Annotated in this window: 18 protein-coding genes, 2 tRNA genes and 2 pseudogenes; 6 read left to right on the forward strand and 16 right to left on the reverse strand. The window is 38.5% G+C overall.

Features of this window, described 5'->3' with window-relative positions:
- The 4 genes and pseudogenes from QWU_RS10580 to rpsL all read right to left on the reverse strand — a co-directional run.
- Positions 1–66 (reverse strand): annotated as a pseudogene (locus QWU_RS10580) (GTP-binding protein); the annotation flags it as partial.
- 60 nt (positions 67–126) lie between these two features.
- Positions 127–2211, reverse strand: a complete 2085-nt coding sequence (gene fusA / locus QWU_RS07245; protein WP_006589497.1) for an elongation factor G — start codon at positions 2209–2211, stop codon at positions 127–129.
- 27 nt (positions 2212–2238) lie between these two features.
- Positions 2239–2709: a 30S ribosomal protein S7 gene (gene rpsG, locus QWU_RS07250; protein WP_006589496.1), complete on the reverse strand. Its 471-nt coding sequence runs from the start codon at positions 2707–2709 to the stop codon at positions 2239–2241.
- An 18-nt stretch (positions 2710–2727) separates the two neighbouring features.
- Positions 2728–3099, reverse strand: coding sequence for a 30S ribosomal protein S12 (rpsL, locus tag QWU_RS07255; RefSeq protein ID WP_006589495.1), 372 nt, complete (start codon positions 3097–3099; stop codon positions 2728–2730).
- 496 nt (positions 3100–3595) lie between these two features.
- On the opposite strand from rpsL, the gene xth reads away from it, so the two are divergent.
- The 5 genes and pseudogenes from xth (at position 3596) to QWU_RS07280 (ending at position 7792) form a co-directional block, all read left to right on the forward strand.
- Entirely contained in the window at positions 3596–4387 is a 792-nt protein-coding gene (gene xth / locus QWU_RS07260; protein ID WP_017196484.1) for an exodeoxyribonuclease III, read from the forward strand.
- 130 nt (positions 4388–4517) lie between these two features.
- Positions 4518–5422 (forward strand): annotated as a pseudogene (locus tag QWU_RS09375) (transporter substrate-binding domain-containing protein).
- 141 nt (positions 5423–5563) lie between these two features.
- Positions 5564–6316 (forward strand): amino acid ABC transporter permease, encoded by a 753-nt coding sequence (locus tag QWU_RS07270; protein ID WP_006589492.1) that lies wholly within the window; start codon positions 5564–5566, stop codon positions 6314–6316.
- Positions 6317–6318: 2 nt separating this feature from the next.
- Positions 6319–7035 carry an amino acid ABC transporter permease gene (locus QWU_RS07275; protein ID WP_006589491.1) on the forward strand — a complete coding sequence of 239 codons (717 nt, stop codon included), beginning with the start codon at positions 6319–6321 and terminating at the stop codon, positions 7033–7035.
- Between the two features lie 10 nt (positions 7036–7045).
- A complete protein-coding gene (locus QWU_RS07280) occupies positions 7046–7792 on the forward strand; it encodes an amino acid ABC transporter ATP-binding protein (RefSeq protein ID WP_006589490.1) in 747 nt (248 codons plus the stop codon).
- Between the two features lie 1000 nt (positions 7793–8792).
- Here the strand turns inward: QWU_RS07280 and QWU_RS07290 are convergent.
- From QWU_RS07290 to QWU_RS07310, 5 genes are all read right to left on the reverse strand, one after another.
- Positions 8793–11516, reverse strand: coding sequence for a valine--tRNA ligase (locus QWU_RS07290; protein ID WP_006589488.1), 2724 nt, complete (start codon positions 11514–11516; stop codon positions 8793–8795).
- Positions 11517–11671: 155 nt separating this feature from the next.
- Positions 11672–12238, reverse strand: a complete 567-nt coding sequence (locus QWU_RS07295; protein ID WP_006589487.1) for a DUF2497 domain-containing protein — start codon at positions 12236–12238, stop codon at positions 11672–11674.
- Positions 12239–12481: 243 nt separating this feature from the next.
- Positions 12482–13774, reverse strand: a complete 1293-nt coding sequence (locus tag QWU_RS07300) for a TolC family outer membrane protein (protein WP_017196487.1) — start codon at positions 13772–13774, stop codon at positions 12482–12484.
- Between the two features lie 54 nt (positions 13775–13828).
- Positions 13829–14503, reverse strand: coding sequence for a protein-L-isoaspartate O-methyltransferase family protein (locus tag QWU_RS07305; protein ID WP_017196488.1), 675 nt, complete (start codon positions 14501–14503; stop codon positions 13829–13831).
- Between the two features lie 225 nt (positions 14504–14728).
- Positions 14729–14802, reverse strand: a tRNA-Cys gene (locus QWU_RS07310).
- A 185-nt stretch (positions 14803–14987) separates the two neighbouring features.
- Between QWU_RS07310 and QWU_RS07315 the strand changes: the two genes are divergently transcribed.
- A tRNA-Asn gene (locus QWU_RS07315) sits at positions 14988–15062 on the forward strand.
- 100 nt (positions 15063–15162) lie between these two features.
- On the opposite strand, the gene QWU_RS07320 is transcribed toward QWU_RS07315, so the two are convergent.
- The 7 genes from QWU_RS07320 to QWU_RS07350 form a co-directional block, all read right to left on the reverse strand.
- A complete protein-coding gene (locus QWU_RS07320) occupies positions 15163–15531 on the reverse strand; it encodes a helix-turn-helix domain-containing protein (RefSeq protein WP_017196489.1) in 369 nt (122 codons plus the stop codon).
- A gap of 65 nt (positions 15532–15596) precedes the next feature.
- Positions 15597–16382: a DNA adenine methylase gene (locus QWU_RS07325; RefSeq protein WP_006589483.1), complete on the reverse strand. Its 786-nt coding sequence runs from the start codon at positions 16380–16382 to the stop codon at positions 15597–15599.
- A gap of 24 nt (positions 16383–16406) precedes the next feature.
- Complete coding sequence (locus QWU_RS07330) at positions 16407–16637, reverse strand: hypothetical protein (protein ID WP_026017328.1); 231 nt, start codon at positions 16635–16637, stop codon at positions 16407–16409.
- A 116-nt stretch (positions 16638–16753) separates the two neighbouring features.
- Entirely contained in the window at positions 16754–16981 is a 228-nt protein-coding gene (locus QWU_RS07335) for a hypothetical protein (protein WP_017196491.1), read from the reverse strand.
- Entirely contained in the window at positions 16978–17640 is a 663-nt protein-coding gene (locus QWU_RS07340) for a lysozyme (RefSeq protein WP_006589480.1), read from the reverse strand. Before QWU_RS07340 ends, QWU_RS07335 begins: the two co-directional genes overlap by 4 nt.
- A gap of 66 nt (positions 17641–17706) precedes the next feature.
- Positions 17707–18033 (reverse strand): hypothetical protein, encoded by a 327-nt coding sequence (locus tag QWU_RS07345; RefSeq protein WP_026017329.1) that lies wholly within the window; start codon positions 18031–18033, stop codon positions 17707–17709.
- 11 nt (positions 18034–18044) lie between these two features.
- Positions 18045–19296 (reverse strand): phage major tropism determinant (locus tag QWU_RS07350; RefSeq protein WP_483413613.1); only part of this gene is annotated, 1252 nt, incomplete at its 5' end.

Raw genomic sequence — 19296 nt, forward strand, 5'->3', positions numbered from 1 at the left:
ATCAACATGACCAATAGTACCTATATTAACATGCGGCTTCGTACGTTCAAATTTGCTCTTTGCCATTTGAGCTCTCCATTTTCCATCCAAATTAAGGACTAAGTTAAAATTAATGACTTATTAAAATCACGCGTATTTCTTCTGAATCTCCAAAGCCACAGCCGAAGGAACAGGCTCATAATGATCAAACTGCATTGTATACTGTGCACGTCCCTGACTCATTGAACGAAGAGTATTCACATAACCAAACATATTCGCCAAAGGGACCATTGCATTCACGACTGTAGCAATACCACGCGCCTCAGTTCCTGAAATCTGACCACGACGAGAATTTAGATCACCAATGACATCGCCAACATAATCTTCTGGAGTCACGACCTCAACCTTCATGATTGGCTCAAGAAGTTGCGCACCAGCCTTCTTTGCTCCGTCACGAAAAGCCGCACGAGCAGCAATTTCAAAAGCTAAAACAGAAGAATCAACGTCGTGATAACCACCATCGATAAGAGTAGCTTTTACACCAAGCATAGGAAAACCTGCAAGAGGTCCTGAACCCATAACGCTCTCAATTCCCTTCTGAACACCAGGAATATATTCTTTAGGAACAGCACCACCAACAACTTTCGACTCAAAAATAAAATCATCACCATCATGAGGCTCAAAAATAATCTTTACACGCGCAAATTGTCCCGCACCACCAGATTGCTTCTTATGTGTATAATCAATTTCTGCCGTCTTGGTAATAGATTCACGATAAGCAACCTGAGGTTGGCCAATGTTTGCCTCAACCTTAAATTCACGTCTCATACGATCAACAATAATATCAAGATGAAGCTCTCCCATTCCAGCTATAATGGTTTGCCCAGATTCCTCATCAGACTTCACTCGAAATGAAGGATCCTCAGCAGCCAAACGATTGAGCGCAATACCCATCTTCTCCTGATCTGCTTTTGTCTTTGGTTCAATCGCAATTTCGATAACGGGATCAGGAAAATCCATCCGTTCCAAAATAATTGGCTTCAAAGGATCACAAAGAGTATCACCTGTTGTCGTCTCCTTAAGCCCTGCAAGAGCAACAATATCACCAGCAAACGCCTCTTCAATATCTTCACGAGAATTTGAATGCATTTGCAACATACGCCCCAAACGCTCTTTCTTCCTCTTAACAGTATTTTCGAGAGAAACACCTTTCTGGACCTTACCAGAATAAACACGACAAAAAGTCAAAGATCCAACGAAGGGGTCATTCATAATCTTGAAAGCAAGCATAGAAAGGGGAGCATCATCTGAAGACTCACGGACTGCTTCAGCCTCAGTCTTCACATCAACACCCTTAATCGCCGGAATATCAACCGGAGAAGGAAGATAAGCAACAACAGCATCTAAAAGTGGCTGAACACCCTTATTCTTAAAAGCCGTGCCACAAAGAACCGGATGAAACTGCACCTCTATTGTTCCCTTACGAATCAAAGCAATGAGCTGCTCATTGGTTGGCATAACACCTTCTAAATAAGCTTCTGTTGCAGCTTCATCAACTTCAACTGCCATCTCAATGAGTTTTTCGCGATACTCTTCCGCCTTCTCTTTTAAATCAAAAGGAATTTCACTTACCACCGCTGCAGCACCAATAGAACCATCCCACTTTAATGCCTTCATCTCAACAAGATCAACAACACCTTCAAAATCATTTTCAGCACCAATTGGCAACTGCAAAACAAGCGCCTTAGCTCCCAATCGCGAATCAACCATTTCCACACTACGATAGAAATCAGCACCTATCTTATCCATTTTATTAACAAAAACCATGCGCGGCACACGGTATTTTTCAGCCTGTCGCCAAACGGTTTCCGTTTGAGGTTCCACACCAGCATTGGCATCCAATAACGCTATCGCCCCATCAAGAACACGTAAAGAACGCTCGACCTCAATGGTAAAATCAACGTGCCCCGGCGTATCAATAATATTAAAGCGCCGCTTGCGACCATCACACCCTTCCCAAAAAGTCGTTGTTGCAGCAGATGTAATCGTAATACCACGCTCCTGTTCTTGCTCCATCCAATCCATTGTAGAAGCACCATCATGGGTTTCACCAATTTTATGATTCTTACCCGTATAAAACAAAATACGCTCAGTCATAGTGGTTTTACCAGCGTCAATATGCGCCATAATACCAAAATTACGATAATCTTCAATTTTATATTCGCGAGCCATTTTACTTGCCTTAAGTTTTAAATACCTCTACCAGCGATAATGCGAGAATGCGCGGTTAGCCTCAGCCATACGATGAACATCCTCACGCTTCTTTACTGCAGAACCACGATTATTAGCAGCGTCCATCAACTCACCAGAAAGACGATCAATCATCGTTGTCTCATTCCGTCCACGCGCTGCTGAAATCAACCAACGAATAGCAAGTGCCTGACGACGATCAGGACGAACATCAATCGGAACCTGATAAGTAGCACCACCAACACGACGCGAACGAACCTCAATATGAGGAGCAACATTTTCTAATGCTTGATGGAACAGAATCACAGGATCTGTTTTTACCTTCTTTTTCACGACATCAAGCGCACCATAAACAATGCGCTCAGCAACCGACTTTTTACCATCAAACATAATGGCATTCATAAATTTCGTAACAACCAAATCACCAAACTTAGGATCTGGATTAATTTCACGTTTTTCTGCTCTATGGCGACGGGACATTGGCTTTGTCTCTCAATATTATTTTGGACGCTTCGCGCCATACTTTGAACGACGCTGTTTACGATTCTTGACACCCTGCGTATCAAGCAAACCACGAATAATGTGATAACGAACCCCTGGTAAATCCTTCACACGACCACCTCGAATCATAACAACAGAGTGTTCCTGAAGATTATGCCCCTCCCCAGGAATATAACCAATCACTTCAAATCCATTTGTCAAACGGATTTTAGCAACTTTCCGAAGTGCAGAATTCGGCTTCTTCGGTGTTGTTGTATAAACACGCGTACAAACACCACGCTTTTGCGGATTTGACTGAAGAGCAGGAACCTTATTGCGCTTAACTGGCACAACACGTGGCTTACGAATCAACTGGTTTACGGTAGGCATGCAACCTTCCTCTTTTTTTCAATCTACGTTCGTTTCACCCATTTGGGCTTCTTCTACTTTGACCTTTTCCGATAAAATCGGAGCAAACACTTAAAACCTACAGAAGAAATCGGGCACGACTGCTGAAAACAGCTTACCCGATTATACGCAGAGAAGGCAACAGCCTTTTGCACTAGTATTTGCTTTTAACTTTTAAAATCTGCTTAAATGACCTTTTAGACAAACATCCAAAACCGCTATCACTTTCACATCATCTATGGCAATTCCTAATAGCGAGAACATATGCATTCGTCAAGAACTAAACATCAGAAAGTTTTTAAAAATGAAAATAAATAAATTTTAAGGCTTCAAATTTGGCTTTTACAGAAGTTCTTGGTAGATGAAATCCTCGCTCTTTATAAATTAAAGGATAGAAACTATTATGGTATGGTATAGATTAAAACAGTTAAGCGAAATACTTTGACCAATTGCACAGGTAGTATTTAAGATGAGCACTATGAAAATAGTAACGTGGAATATTGCTGGAATAAAAGCACGACATGAGACATTATATCAATGGCTACAACAAAACCAACCCGATATAGTCTGTTTACAAGAAGTGAAAAGTACTGATGAAAATTTTCCACGTGGTGCAATTGAAGGATTAGGTTATCACATAGAAACACACGGACAAAAAAGTTTTAATGGTGTTGCGATTCTCTCTAAAAAAACACCTGATGAAGTTATTCGACGATTACCTGGCAATGACAATGATGAACAAACACGTTATATTGAAGCTGTTTATTCAATAAATAAAGGTGTTCTTCGTGTTGCATCCCTCTATCTGCCAAATGGAAATCCTATAAAAAGCGAAAAATATTCTTATAAAATAGAATGGATGAAAAGATTATATACCCATGCAAAATCATTGCTTGCCTACGAAGAACCTCTTGTCTTAGCTGGTGATTATAATGTTATCCTTACCCCACTGGATGCAAAGAATCCTCAAGAGTGGAATCATGATGCCTTATTTCTTCCCCAAACAAGACAAGCATTGCAGCGCATTCTTTATTTAGGTTTTTATGACGCTATTCGTAATGTTACAGATGCTCCCTCATTCAGCTTCTGGGATTTTCAAGCTGGTGCATGGCAAAAAAATAACGGGATTCGTATTGATCACTTACTCTTATCAGCAGAAGCTGTTGATCAACTTATTTGCGCTTATAGCCAAAAAGAAGTAAGAGGATATCAAAAACCATCGGATCATACGCCTGTTTGGGCTCACTTTAATTTCGATTACAGAGAGTAAAAATACTTAAATTTTATTAAAATATAAAAAATACCTCACCTACAATAATAAATGTGCTACACCGTGCATGACAATATAATTTAAACAATAAAATCAATTACTAAGAATTGTAAATGAATGGAGGACATAAATGAGAAAATTACTGTTAATGTTTATTGCAGCAATCGCCATTGGACTCACAAATGTTGCACATGCTGAAAATGATACCCTTGAAAAAATAAAAAAACAGGAGAGATCACACTGGGTGTCCGTCAATCATCAGGTCTAGCCTATGCTCTTAGTAATGACAAATATGTAGGTTTCCACACAGAAATGGCAGAGCGTATTATTGATGATATTTCAAGAAAAATTGGTAAACCAATCAAAATTCATTATCTCCCCATCACATCACAAAATAGAATTCCCCTTTTAAAGAATAGTACTTATGATTTTGAATGTGGCTCAACAACAAATGATGTTGCCCGTGGTAAAGAAGCTGCATTTGCTTATACCACTTATGTTGAAGAAATTCGAATTGCCGTAAAGAAAAATTCTAAAATTAAATCTCTTACCGATTTAAATGGAAAAATAGTCGCGACTACCACTGGTGCAACGTCTGTTCAGCTTATCCGTAAAAATAAACGTGCAAAAAATATTCACTTTAATGTTGTGAAGGGAAAAGATCACGGAGATAGTTTTTTATTATTAGAATCTGGTCGTGCAGATGCATTTGTTATGGATGCTTCAATTCTTGCGGGACATATTGCTAAATCAAAAAATCCATCCGATTATGTCATCCTAGATACTGTACTTTCAGTTGAACCTATCGCCTGCATGCTCAGATTAAATGATAAAAACTTCGAACAAGCAATTAATGATAGCATCGTGCGTCAAATCAAAGACGAATCACTTGAAAAACTTTATGATAAATGGTTTATGAAACCGATTCCGCCTGCAAATACGATTATCAACCTTCCCTTATCTGAAGCAACAAAATATGCTTGGGAACATCCAAACAATAAGCCTCGCGAAGACTATACAAAAAATGATTTGTAGAATTAAAAAAGGAATAACCACACTCTTTGAAAATTGAGTATGATTATGTTTTAGTTCGCTTTTTAATAAATTCAGTATATGTAAACATGGCGAGTTTATTATTATGTCTCGCAAATGACTAAATTGAGGAAATATCAATTAATGGACTTTTCTTTCCTTTGTACAGATGATCTTAACCAAACATTCGTGGCTGGATGCCTTGGAACTCCTGGTATGAATCATACCTATTTAGACACGCTGCTTGATGGCTTAAAAAATACAATTATATTATCCATCTCTTCACTGATCTTAGCGGTATTTTTAGGCATCATTATAGGAACAATACGCACGCTTCCAAACACTTCTATAACCCGTTGCTTGTTGCGAATTATTGGAGGCATCTGGGTGGAAATAATGCGTAATATTCCTTTGCTTGTGCAAGTATTTTTATGGTATTTTGTCGTACCTAAGATTTATCCACCAGCGATGAATTTCTCGCCTATTCTCTTAATAACATGCGCCTTAGGATTCTTTACATCCGCTCGAATCGCAGAACAAGTTCGCTCAGGCATTGAGGCGATTCCTTCTGGACAACGCTACGCAGCTATGGCAATAGGATTTACTACCTATCAGGCTTACCGTTACATCATATTACCACGCGCTATGCGTACAATCATGCCGCCACTGACTTCAGAAGCTATGGGCATTGTGAAGAATTCATCTATAGCATTCGCCGTTTCAATAAACGAACTGATGCAATTCCAATACCAAACAATCGAAGAAGTCAGCCATGTTTATGAAAACTATCTTATCGTCACGATTCTTTATATTCTTATAGCTTTATCGATATTTGTCATCATGACAGTAATTGAGCAAATGCTCAAAGTTCCTAATTTTCAAACGAAGGAACATTGAATATGACAAATTTCATAAACTCTCAGTTTGGACGATACTTTTCTTTCAATTTTTCAGACTTTGATTTTTCATTTTTTACTTTTGATATATTCTATTCTTATATTCTTTCAGGCTTACTCTTTAGCATTTTTCTGACCATTGTTGCGACGATCTTAGGACTTATTTTCGGTACGCTTCTAGCAATGATGCGGCTTTCTTCTATAAAACTACTCTCTTGGCTTGCAATCATTTATATAACTGCCATGCGTTCAATACCACTTGTTATGGTTATTTTGTGGTTTTTTGTGCTTTTACCTTTCCTAACTGGAACATCAATCGGTGCAAATAAATCAGCACTCATTACCTTTACTGCATTTGAGACCGCTTATTTTGCTGAAATTATGCGTGCTGGGATCAATTCTATCTCACAAGGACAAAAGCATGCAGGACAGGCTCTTGGAATGACATACTGGCAAAATATGTACATTGTCATTCTCCCACAGGCCTTTAGAGACATGCTACCAGTTTTTTTAACACAAGTCATTATTCTCTTTCAAGATACAACACTTGTTTATGCAATTAGTGGCAATAGCCTCTTGAACGGTTTTGATATTGTTGCTAACAACTTTGGTGTGAAGCAAGAAGCTTATGTGTTAGCAGCTATTTTCTATTTTGCGATTTGTTTTACACTATCGCAGATAGTCTTGTATCTACAGAAAAAAATATCCATTATTCGCTAATAGGAAAAAAATGTCTACACATATGATCGAAATAAAAAATGTTTCTAATTGGTATGGTGAAATTAACGTTCTTAAAGATTGTACAACCAATATTAACAAAGGAGAAGTTGTTGTGGTTTGTGGACCATCAGGTTCAGGAAAATCAACACTGATTAAAACAATTAATGCTCTTGTCCCTTTTCAAAAAGGTGAAATCTGGATTAATGGGACACCGGTTCATTCAAAGAAAACGAATCTGCCTAAATTGCGCAGCCATGTAGGAATGGTATTTCAGCACTTCGAGCTTTTCCCACATTTATCTGTCTCAGAAAATTTAACAATTGCACAAATTAAAGTCTTAAAGCGCAGCAAAAAAGAAGCACTCGAGCGCGGTTTATTATATCTTGAGCGCGTTGGACTCATCGAACATAAAAATAAATATCCGGGACAACTTTCTGGAGGACAGCAACAACGTGTTGCTATTGCTCGCGCCTTAACTATGGATCCACTCGTTATGCTCTTTGATGAGCCAACATCTGCTCTAGATCCTGAAATGGTAGGTGAAGTATTAGATGTCATGATCAGCTTAGCAGAAGAAGGTATGACGATGATTTGTGTAACCCATGAAATGGGTTTTGCACAAAAAGTTTCTAAACGTGTTATTTTCATGGATCAAGGAAAAATCCTTGAAGACTGTTCATCTCAAGAGTTCTTTTCTAATCCGCAATCTAGAACACCACGTGCGCAGGATTTTCTATCTAAAATCCTTAACTATTAATCACGACATTACAAGCAAGAGCTATCTTTATAGCATTTGGATAAGAATTGGAGTTTTTCTTTTTAAACATTCCAGAAGAATATCTAAAAATTATTATTATTTTATAATATCAAGAAGTAGAGATATTACTGTAAATCTTATAAAAATTCATTACAAATGACAAAAGCGTACTCTTTAGAAATAATCCAATCTTAATCTTTTACCTTCGCTTTTATAGCGCTACAATTAATATGACTGTAACGCAAATTATTTTCTCTTCCTGAATCATTATATTTCCAAACATTGCTTGAGCAAGATGAATTTCCTTTTGCTCAAAGCTGAAATCATCATACTAATTTTGTACAAAATTTTTCTTTCTCTTCTGCATTTACAATGTTTTTCCTACATAGTACCGTTCTCTAAGGGAACATAATTCACCGCACCGTACAAAAATGAGCAGCATAAAAAGAATAAGATTTTACAAGTGATTGAGGAATAGATTTTTATATAATGGACAAGTTTAACCAATACATCAGAAGTACAACTTTCATCTTCTGAACCAAGATTGGCAGTTTTTTCATTAAAGCCCATTTATTATCCAAAACCTCCTCCCTAATCTCAGTTTTATTATAACAGTTACCAAAAAAATTTTCTGTAAGAAAAAAGAGCATTTTGAAATGATAATTGAAGTAGAAAAGGAAAAATACTCCAAACATCCGATAAATTTAACTGATCATTTCATAAGATCCTACAGACAAACCCTACTCTGAATACTTATCTCCATATCTCATATAGAATACAACCTTATATTACTATCCTAAATGATAATATTTGAGCACAGTAAAATAATTATGAACTCATAATGTCATAAACATAAAAATGAAAGAAAAATTCACAGACATTTTATCGATAGCATTCACAAATAACACCAAAAATTGACATTAAAATACTGAAGGAATGATACTGAAAAAAAATTCTTAATGAATAATTATTTACAAAAGAGACAGAATAGAAATCGAAATTACGTCAATCGCTCTAAAGCAATAGATATTTTCTTTTGTGCAGCACGCAATTCTATAACTCTATTATGCTCGGCCTCAACAATTTCCGGTCTTGCATTCGCTATAAATTTAGGATTGTCCAGTTTAGTTGATATTTTTTCGATATCCTGCTCAATTTTGTGAATATCTTTTATTAAACGAGCACGTTCAGCTTGCAAATCAATCAATTGTCCCAATGGTAAACAAAAAACCGCCTCTCCCAAAATCATTTGTGCTGAGATAGCTGGAACTTTATCAGCAAAATCAATTGTTTCAATACGTGCTAATTTTTTAAGCAAAGCTTCATAACGTTGCACACGCCTTTGCGTTAATTTTCCGCCCTCTACAATAATAAGCGGTGCTAGTGTAGCAGCTGGAATATTCATTTCAAAACGCACAGACCGAATCTCACTGACAACATCAATAAGCCAATTAATATCAGCAGCTGCTTCTTCATCTACAAATATTTCCTCTGGCCATGCCATTAACGCTAACATATCTTTACGCTTCATAGCTGGTGTTTCCGTAAGAGACCATAACTCTTCCGTCATATGAGGCATAAAAGGATGAAGAAGCTTATAAACCTCATCCAAAACCCAAGCAGTACATGCCTGAGCCTCACTTTTAGCATCTTCATTGGAACCTTGAAACACTGGTTTGAGAAGTTCCAGATACCAATCACAGAGTGTATTCCAAATAAAGCGATAAAGTGCGCTAGCAGATTCATTAAACTTATAATTTTCAATACCAGCAGTCACTAGAGAAATAGTTTTAGATAACTCTGTTAAAATCCAACGATTAAGCGCAAGTTTTGCTTTCTCCGGTCTAAAGGTTGGATCATGCTGAACACCATTCATCTGTGCAAATCGGGTGGCATTCCACAATTTCGTAGCAAAATTGCGATAACCTGCAATACGGGAAGGATCAAGTTTAACATCACGTCCCTGCGCTGCCATAATAGCCAAAGTAAAACGAAGTGCATCTGCGCTATATTGATCAATAAGCTCCAAGGGATCAATAATATTCCCCTTCGATTTTGACATCTTTGCCCCCTTCTGATCTCGAACGAGAGCGTGCACATAAACTGTTGGGAAAGGAACCTCACCCATAAAGTGCAATCCCATCATCATCATACGCGCAACCCAGAAAAAGATAATATCAAATCCCGTTACCGATAGAGATGTTGGATAAAATGTCGCTAATTCAGTTGTTTTATTTGGCCACCCTAATGTTGAAAAAGGCCAAAGAGCGGATGAAAACCATGTATCTAAAACATCTTGATCACGAGTCAATTTTACTACTTCACCGTAATGAGAAAGAGCCGAAGCTAAGGCTTCTTCTTCAGTTTTTTCCACAAAAACCGTACCATCAGGACCATACCAAGCTGGGATCTGGTGCCCCCACCATAATTGACGCGAAATACACCAAGGTTGAATATTTTGCATCCAATTGAAATAGGTTTTCTTCCAACTATCGGGAACAAATTGCGTTTTCCCTTGATAAACAGCCTCTATCGCTGGCTTTGCTAATTCAGCAGCATGAACATACCATTGATCTGTCAAAAACGGCTCAATAGGTACCCCACTACGATCTCCATGAGGAACCGTATGTGGATGATCATCAATAGTTGCTAGATATTCTCTCTCTTTCATCAAAGCAACAATCCGATTGCGTGCAATAAAACGATCCGATTGATCTAAATTTTCCACTAACTGATCTAATTCATCCGATAAAATCAAACCATCAAAAAATGCTTCATTCCCGCGGAGAAAAATTTCCGCTTTTTTGGTAAAAATGTTAATTAAACGCAAATTGTGACGTTGTCCTACTTCAAAATCATTAAAATCATGTGCTGGTGTAATTTTAACAGCACCACTGCCTGCTTCCGGATCTGCATAAGCATCACCAACAATCAATAACCTACGACCAACAAGTGGCAAAAGAGCATATCGACCTATAAGATTTTTATAACGACCATCTTCAGGATTAACTGCAATCCCCGTATCACCAAGCATTGTTTCTGGACGCGTTGTCGCCACCGTTATAAAAGTTGTCGCATCATTTGGGTCAAAAACTTTACCTTCAAGCGGATATCTAAAATGCCACAAATGGCCTTTGACTTCTCTTTGTTCAACTTCAAGATCCGAAATAGCCGTTAACAATTTAGGATCCCAATTAACAAGGCGTTTATCTCTATATATTAACCCTTGTTTATAAAGCGTAAAAAAAACTTCACAAACAGCTTGAGACAAACCTTCATCCATTGTGAACCGCTCACGCGACCAATCACATGAAACACCAAGACGACGCAGCTGATTAGCAATAACTCCTCCAGTTTTGTGACGCCATTCCCAAATACGCTCAACAAATTTTTCTCTACCCATTTCTTGACGCGTAGGCTCTTGACGCTCGGCAAGTTGACGCTCGACAACCATTTGCGTAGCAATCCCTGCATGATCCATACCAGGTTGCCATAATACGTTTTTGCCACGCATCCGCTGGAATCTAACTACAATATCCTGAATTGTCGTATTCAGTGCATGCCCCATATGAAGTGAGCCTGTGACATTGGGAGGTGGAAGCATCACGCAAAAAGGCTCCGCATTACTTTTTGAACCCACTCCGGCTGCAAAAGCACCACGAGCTTCCCACTTCTTTGCAACCCGTTGCTCTATAGAAGCAGCATCATAGTTTTTTTCTAACATTCTACTCACCCATAACGCCGCTGAAAAATGCAATATATGATCTAGAGCGTGACCATATCATCTACAAGCTTCACCGACTTATATAGCACCTGCAAAACTACAAGAGTTCTCATAAAATAAAATGAAAATAACAAAAATAACAAGAAAATGAACAGCTAAGACGACTTCTTAATTGCCTTAACAATTTCTTCACGTAAAATATTTTCAAGTAAAACAGGCAATTTACTCTGTAACCATTCCGCTATAGCAGGACGCAAAACATCTTTTGCTATCTTCTCAGCAGAAGAAACACAATACTCAGATAATTCCACATGGCCAGACGTTATATTCCCTAATTGCGAGACATTTGCCTCATCACTATATCCGTTTGTTTTATGAACAGAGCGCTGCTCTTCAGAAGAAAGCTTTACCTTTTGCATATCCAGGCCAATCGTATTATTTTCCGTTTCTATATTTTCTTTCTCTTGCGCTAAAGAAAAATTTTGGTTTTCAGAAGAAAGGCCGATACGATCAGCCAAGGCCTTCATTGCATCATCAACCGATAAAGTTGTATCATAAGCAGCTTCCGATGCCACTGCTACACGATCCGTAGGAGCATTCATTGCAACACTGTCATTTAAAAAGTGATCAGGTTGAACCGTATTCTCTTCGATTATTTCACGAATAGATGTCAAAATTTCATCCATACTCGGCTCACGTAATACGCTTGAACTCTGTACCATACTTTAAAACCTTTCAAAGACGCAACAACAAACAGAATCATACTTTCTTTATAGTGTAAGCAAAAGAATTATAAGATCAACATGTCTCTTCTTTATATTTTCAAATGCAATCCTCATAAAGAGGGCACTACACACAATTTTCTTGGACTCATAAGCCACTCTTTTTTTCATACAACAAAACTCTGGTTTGACTAATCTTTAAAACATCAAATTTATTACAGATTATGAAGTTCTTTCTATGCATTATCGAATATATTGAATTATTTTTAACCCCAAATAATCTGCAGTTAATTTACCAATGGAAGATCGTACACTATAACTGGCAACGATAGCATTACGTTCTGCTGTTGCAAGTGCAATTTGAGCATTAATTAACTGAGTTTGAGAATTTAAAACATCTAAAGTTGTCGCCTGCCCCACACGATTTTCTTGAATACGCCCTTTAAGAGCAATTTCAGCAGCACGCACACTCTCGCGATAAGCGATCACAGATGCACGTGCACCCTCTAACTGAAACCACGCAGAAGTCAGTGCCTGTCTTATATTACTATAAGCCAAATCAAGCTGAAGATGCGCTTGGCCAAGTCGTTCTTTGGATTGACGAATCTGAGCAGAAGTTCGCCCTCCTTCAAAAATTGGAACACTAAGTGATACTGCTATTGATTTAGAAACTCCATCCTCCCCAGCACCGCTGTAAATCCGATTATAAGATGCGCTTGCAGAAAGATCAATTTTAGGAAGCAATGATCCTTCTTTTGCCTTTACATTGTAAAAACTAGCATCAACCAAATGTTTAGCATAAAGAATTGCAGGATGCATTGCAATACTCATTTGATAAGCAGCATCAAGATTAATCGGCAAATCGTTTGCCATGGGAGGACGTATTAATTTTTCCGGATCAGAACCTATAACTTGTCGATAAACTGCCTCTGCTGATTTCACCTCAGCACGTGCAAGACTAAGCTCTGAAACAGCTACAGAACGCGCAGCTTGTGCTTGTGAAAGATCAACACGTCCTCCCTCTCCCACATCAAACTTTGCTTTATTCGAACGAACTTGTTCTTCAAGAGTAGCTAAATTTTCTCTACGAAGATCAGCAATACGACGTGCTTGATAGACATTCGCATAAGCCGTTACAGTATCGAGAAACGTATTTTGTTCAACATTACGAAGATATTCACGTTGTGCCTGCAGCTTAACCTGTGCTGAAGAAAATATATTTTGCGTGACAAAACCGTCAAATAATCTTTGATTTAACCTTATCCCTAAAGATCCAGAAGTCGTATAAGGCCCCACCATGGTCTTACTCCGCCCATAACTCCCAAACCCTTCGATTTGTGGAAAAAAACCAGAACGTGCAACAACTACATCATCACTTGACATACGGACAGCAGCACGTTCACTATTCAACTTAGCATTGTACATATAAGCTTTGGAAAAAGCATCCATCAGTGTTTCAGCACAAACTGGCTCAGAGAGCAAAACACTGAAAATCAGCAACACACACGCCTGAAATTTTTTGTTTATTTTGAACACAACACAAACCCCATATCTATTAAAATTATCTTTTATTGACAAACAAAACAAACACTAAAATATGAAATCAGGCGTTTTTAAAAAATGAGAAAGAGGTTTTACAGCAAGATTAAAAGCACGACGAGCTGCAATAATTCCATCCTCTTTTATATAGATTCGTGCAACACCAGAATTACCACATCCTTCAACCACAACAAGACGTCCACCATCTTTCATTTGATCAAAGAGACTCTCTGGAACAAAATCAACAGCTCCCTCAATAAAAATCAGATCATATGCCCCCCCAACAGCATATCCCTTCTCCAAAGCTCCATGAATCACCACCACATTGTCACACTGAAGACGCTTTAAAGTTTCAGTAGCTTGCTCTGAGAGTGCTTTATGGCTTTCTAGTGCAACCACAGCTCCTGCAAGCCTTGAAAGCAATGCTGCACAATAGCCACCATTTGCACCCACATCTAAAACAATATCCGATGATTTAACAGCAGCAAGCTGTAGCAATTTTGCCAAAGAAGCAGGCCTCATCAAATAACAGGGAGGTAATCCATTTTGTGCTGAACATAAAAAAATATCAGTATCAATATAACTTAAAGCTTTCATATCTTCTGATACAAAATCTTCACGTGGTACCGTTGAAAATGCTTCAAGCACTGATAAATCCGTTACATCTACTGTACGAATTTGATTGTCAACCATTTTGCGACGAAGCTCTGCAAAATCTGCAACCATCACAACTATTTTCTCCCACTCACATAGAACTATAACAAAACGACGATAATGAGAATTTAAAATATCTTAACTGTGGGTGTTACAAAAAAGCACACTATAGTCAACAATTAGATTCTACCCGCACCACTTTTCATGATAAAGCGCTTTACCGTGAAGGAAAGCCTTTTATTTTTGCATCTTATCTCTACAAGCCGTTCTGTTTAAAACCGGCTATTGAAAATCAGCTGGAGGCCTCGCCCGGAATCGAACCGGGATACAAGGATTTGCAGTCCTCTGCGTAACCATTCCGCCACAAGGCCTCATCAAATACACACAGTGTCAATAAGGGAAGGCAACGCATCCGTCAAGATAGAGAAATCTTCTCCATTCTTTTTTTCTCTTATTCTACAATTTATGATATTTTTTTCAAAAAAAGTAATTTTATCCTTTGCAAATCAGTATTGCTTTGCTATAGCCTCTGCAGTTAGGTAATTGGGCACCGTGTTCCCCGGTAGCTCAGCGGTAGAGCAACCGGCTGTTAACCGGTTGGTCGCTGGTTCGAATCCGGCCCGGGGAGCCATTTCATTTTTTATCCCATATAACTTGTTGATTTTTCGTATGTTTTTTACAGTGAGGGACGCGTAAATAAAAGTAAGGGAATAGGATTTTTCAACCTATCTCTATAGGACGCCTCTTTTTTTACAAACTTTCTCAAGAAAGTTTTTTAATTCTGCTAAGTTTTGTTGTGAAAAATTCTCTAAATTTCTAACAAACTCACCAACAGCTTCACGTCTCAACGGATCAGAAGTCTTGATTGTAAAACTTTTGCGACAAGCATAAGCTGCTTTTCTTAGGAGTAAAGCCTTCTCTTGATCTAAAGCATAGAGTTCAATTACCTTTTCCTCCAGTCCTACAGGAACAGAGCTTTTACCAATCTCTACAGAAGACAAAAATGCTACAGATATGTCTAATTTCTTAGCCATATCTAAAAGGCGTTCGGAGTGATCAATGCGAAGTTTCCGTAAAATTTTACCAAAGGGTGTAACCATATAAAAAGTCCTATTAGAGAAGAAATATTTTCTTCTGATTCTAACAAATCTTTTTATGATTTTCCTCAATTATTGCGAATCAAGAGTTCTTTTCGAGAAGGTTTTTTAGCAAAACCAGAGGTCCAAATGGTCTCTACTTCTAAAAAATCAAAATCCCTAAAGATCTCTCGAACTGCATCACAATCATTCAGACTCAAGACAAATTTGCCTTGGATGCCTTTGAGAACTTTTGCCATACTCACAAAATCATCTTCAACAAAATTCCCAGAGCTGTAACACTTCTTCTTTACAAGATAAGGTGGATCTAGATAAAATAAACTATCGGGCGCATCAAAAAGTTCGACAACCCGCTCCCACGATAAATTTAAGATCGTCGTATCAAGAAGTTTTTGCCTTACACGCCGCATCCTTGCTAAAAGCTTGTCGGGATTAAATACTGTAGGTCTTTTTCTTCCAAATCCAAAAGAGACGTAATCTTTTGTTCCAAAAAGAACGCAACGTTGGAGAAACAAAAAGCGTGCAGCTCTTTCAACTTTGGTAAGGCTCTCTGGATCAATAGATGCAAGTTCAAAAAACAACTGTCTCGAACAAACAAACCACTCCAATCGTCTGGCTAAATCATCAAAGTCATTTTGAACACATTGAAACAGATTCGTGATCTCTCCATTCAAATCATTAATCACAGAATATTTTGCTGATCTTTTATTTAGAAAAATAACACCAGAGCCTAAAAACGGTTCAACATAAGTTTTATGGTCAATATTATTTAAAATCGGTATAATTTTCTTACGTAGATGATGTTTACCGCCCATCCACGCAAACAATGTTTGTGTAAATTCTTGTGTCATCATATTTTTAAAGGAGAGGTTTGATATTTAACTTTTAGTTATCCACTTTTTGAGGTGTGAGAAGCTATTTTCTACGGCATCCACAAAACGGGAAAAATCCATTACAAACATAAAGATTATGAAAGCTATCCATTTCATGATGCGTGACATCATCTTCAAACCTTGATAGGTCTCTATCATTTCGTGAAGGAGCCGTTGTTCTGTTTCTGTAAGATCTTTATCTTTGTCGCTTCGTTTCTTGACCATCTTTCCAACCACATACATGTGCTCCTTGCTTGTTATGTTTCAAAATATCTCTTGCAAGATTGGAACTGATGACCGCAACATCCTGATTATCCAGATAAATGGGCAACCAGCCAACACAAGAAACAGACCTATTTGCCGCGCACCCAACGAGAAAGTTCAGTACGCACACTAGTATCACTTTTTCGATTAACTTCATTTTCCACCTCAAGACGGGTTGTTACCGTTTTTAAAGCATTCTCTGTTTGCTTTTGCCGTTCGCTTTTTTTTCCAAAATGAAACGCTTTGGCTAAAGCCATAAAAAAAACGGCCAAAGCCGCTAACAAAACAGAAAGATTTCTTTTGAACCAAAAAATCACAAACGCTGCTCCTTAAACCGTTTGGCCACAATCACAATCCCTGTACATGCTGCTAGAACCATAAGCCCTGCTAATGCCCATTGGATCGGTCCATTACCTACCAATAATCCTCCAAAACCAGAACAAGACCCTATAATCGGAGCTAGTGCTTCTATCTTTAAAAGACCTGTCGATTCTTTCGTTTCTACCCTTTGATAATTCGAAGAAACATAAGACCCTTTTGCCCATAAACCCGCTTCCGCAGCTCTACGATTCGAAAGCCCTTGAAGAGGTTTTCCACCTACCTTATTCCATTTCTGTAATTCAACAGGAACTGCTTCATAATCGCCTTGATTAAGCTTCTTCAACAAGGTTGACTTGCAAAAGGCTCTCGTACCTACATTATAACAAAACGACACCAATGCCGCGAATTGGCAATCCGTTAACGAAACCGTCACCGATTCCTCGACTGCTTTCTCAAATCGTTTTAAGTCCTCACAAAGGATTTCTTCCGCTTGCTTTTGCGTAATACGCATGCCTTTTTTGACAACCGGTTGACCAGCATTGCTGGTGTGTCCATAACCTATCGTCCAGATACACGCCGTATCTCTATAAGCCTCCAAACGCAATCCTTCCCACTGTTTGATAAGCTCCAAACCTTCTTGCGATATCTTTCTCATCTGACGCTCCATAAAAAAAGCCCCACAAAAGTGAGGCTGGATAAAAATGTGTTCTTATGATCTCTATTAGCTATGCTCTTTGATCAGCTGCTCAACTTCCTCAACACGAAAGCCAAGCTTAAATATCGGCGCATTTTCACTTTCCTGTAATTCATACTGACAACGCTTTTCTACAAAATCACCATTTGAATCAAACGGCATGGCTGTTGTTAGACAAACCTTATGCGTGTCATCTTCAATCCCATCTTCTCTCTCGCTAAGCTCTTTGAGAAAAAACCAATAAAAACGCGTTGATAAAAGCATCTCTAGCCTTCTTACCGTTTCAGCCTTATCAAAGGAAAGCATGTTGAGATAATCTTCCTTCGTATTTAAATGCTCTGGATAATCTATCATCTTGCTCATCACTAAATAAAACAACGTGGACGGCTACAACCACGTGCACCTAGTTGCTCACTGAAACTATTCATATTCCTTGATAATCGTGTAAAACATCCACTAGATCCATCATTAGACCAACTCCCACCTGCGACCAATACACTCATCTGTGTTTGAATTTGATCCCTTCCCGCTATTCTTGTCGCTGTATGCATAGGAAAACCGCCGGATAAATATTGAAACAGATAACCACAACCCTCTTCACAGCCTATATGAGAAATCATACGGCGATTTGACGTATCAACATGACCTCCTGCAGTCTTAGGCGATGGCGCCTGCTTTCCTTTGATAGCTGTCTTATCATTGCTTCCATACATGGCTGAGCAAAATTCCTCATCGCTTAGTAAAGACTTCTTTACACGCATCATATCTGTAACGTGATCTGTATAGGGACGGTTCGTTGTGACAGGAACATTATATGCAGAGCGCGTATTTTCGCCCGTACCTGACTGAAGATAAATATCAACCCAAATATCTTTGCAGGGGACATAAACCATACCTTCTGGTGAACTATATGGACGATGATTTAAACACCATACAGAATTGGGTAAAATATCCCCTGCTTGATAACCCGATAAAGGATGATCTGCTATCGTTCCAACATCCGCACACAGCGTATGAAATCCTCCTATCTTACGAGAATTCGTCGCTGTATAACCTGTAGGATAAGTCGCGTTTAACGACACAACAAATTGCGCAATATTCTCATTCGAAGTCACTAAATAAATGTAATAATCATTGCCCCCTGAAAGAGTTTGACTCATTGGGATAGGTGTATCGTTCATGTAACTAACGACATACGGATCATCCCTTTTATTCAAAGAAATATGTGTTCCTTTTTTCAAAGTAAGTTGTTTCTTTCCTGTCGCTACAAGAAATGGCGTGGAAGCCGAGAGCACACTCAAATTTAAACCTTTAAGGAAATTACTCGGACCAGAAGTACCACTGCTGCGTTGTGCTGTTAAAGCAGCTTGTTTTGCTTCTTCTGCTAAACTCTTTGCATTTTCCGCTTTACTTTTAGATTCTATCGCTAGTGTTTTGGCCTGTGAAGCTGTTGTAAGAGCAACCGTTGCTGTACTCTTCGCAGAATTCGAAGTCGTTGTTGCTGTTGTTAGGGACTTCTTAATTCCATCTAACTCTTGCTTTGTTGTATCTAAAGCTTGTTTTGATTGATCCGCTGCACTCTTTGCTCGCTCGGCAATCCCCTTGGCTTCTGTTGAT

Source organism: Bartonella birtlesii IBS 325, from assembly GCF_000273375.1.
In the GTDB taxonomy this organism is placed as follows: Bacteria; Pseudomonadota; Alphaproteobacteria; order Rhizobiales; family Rhizobiaceae; genus Bartonella; species Bartonella birtlesii.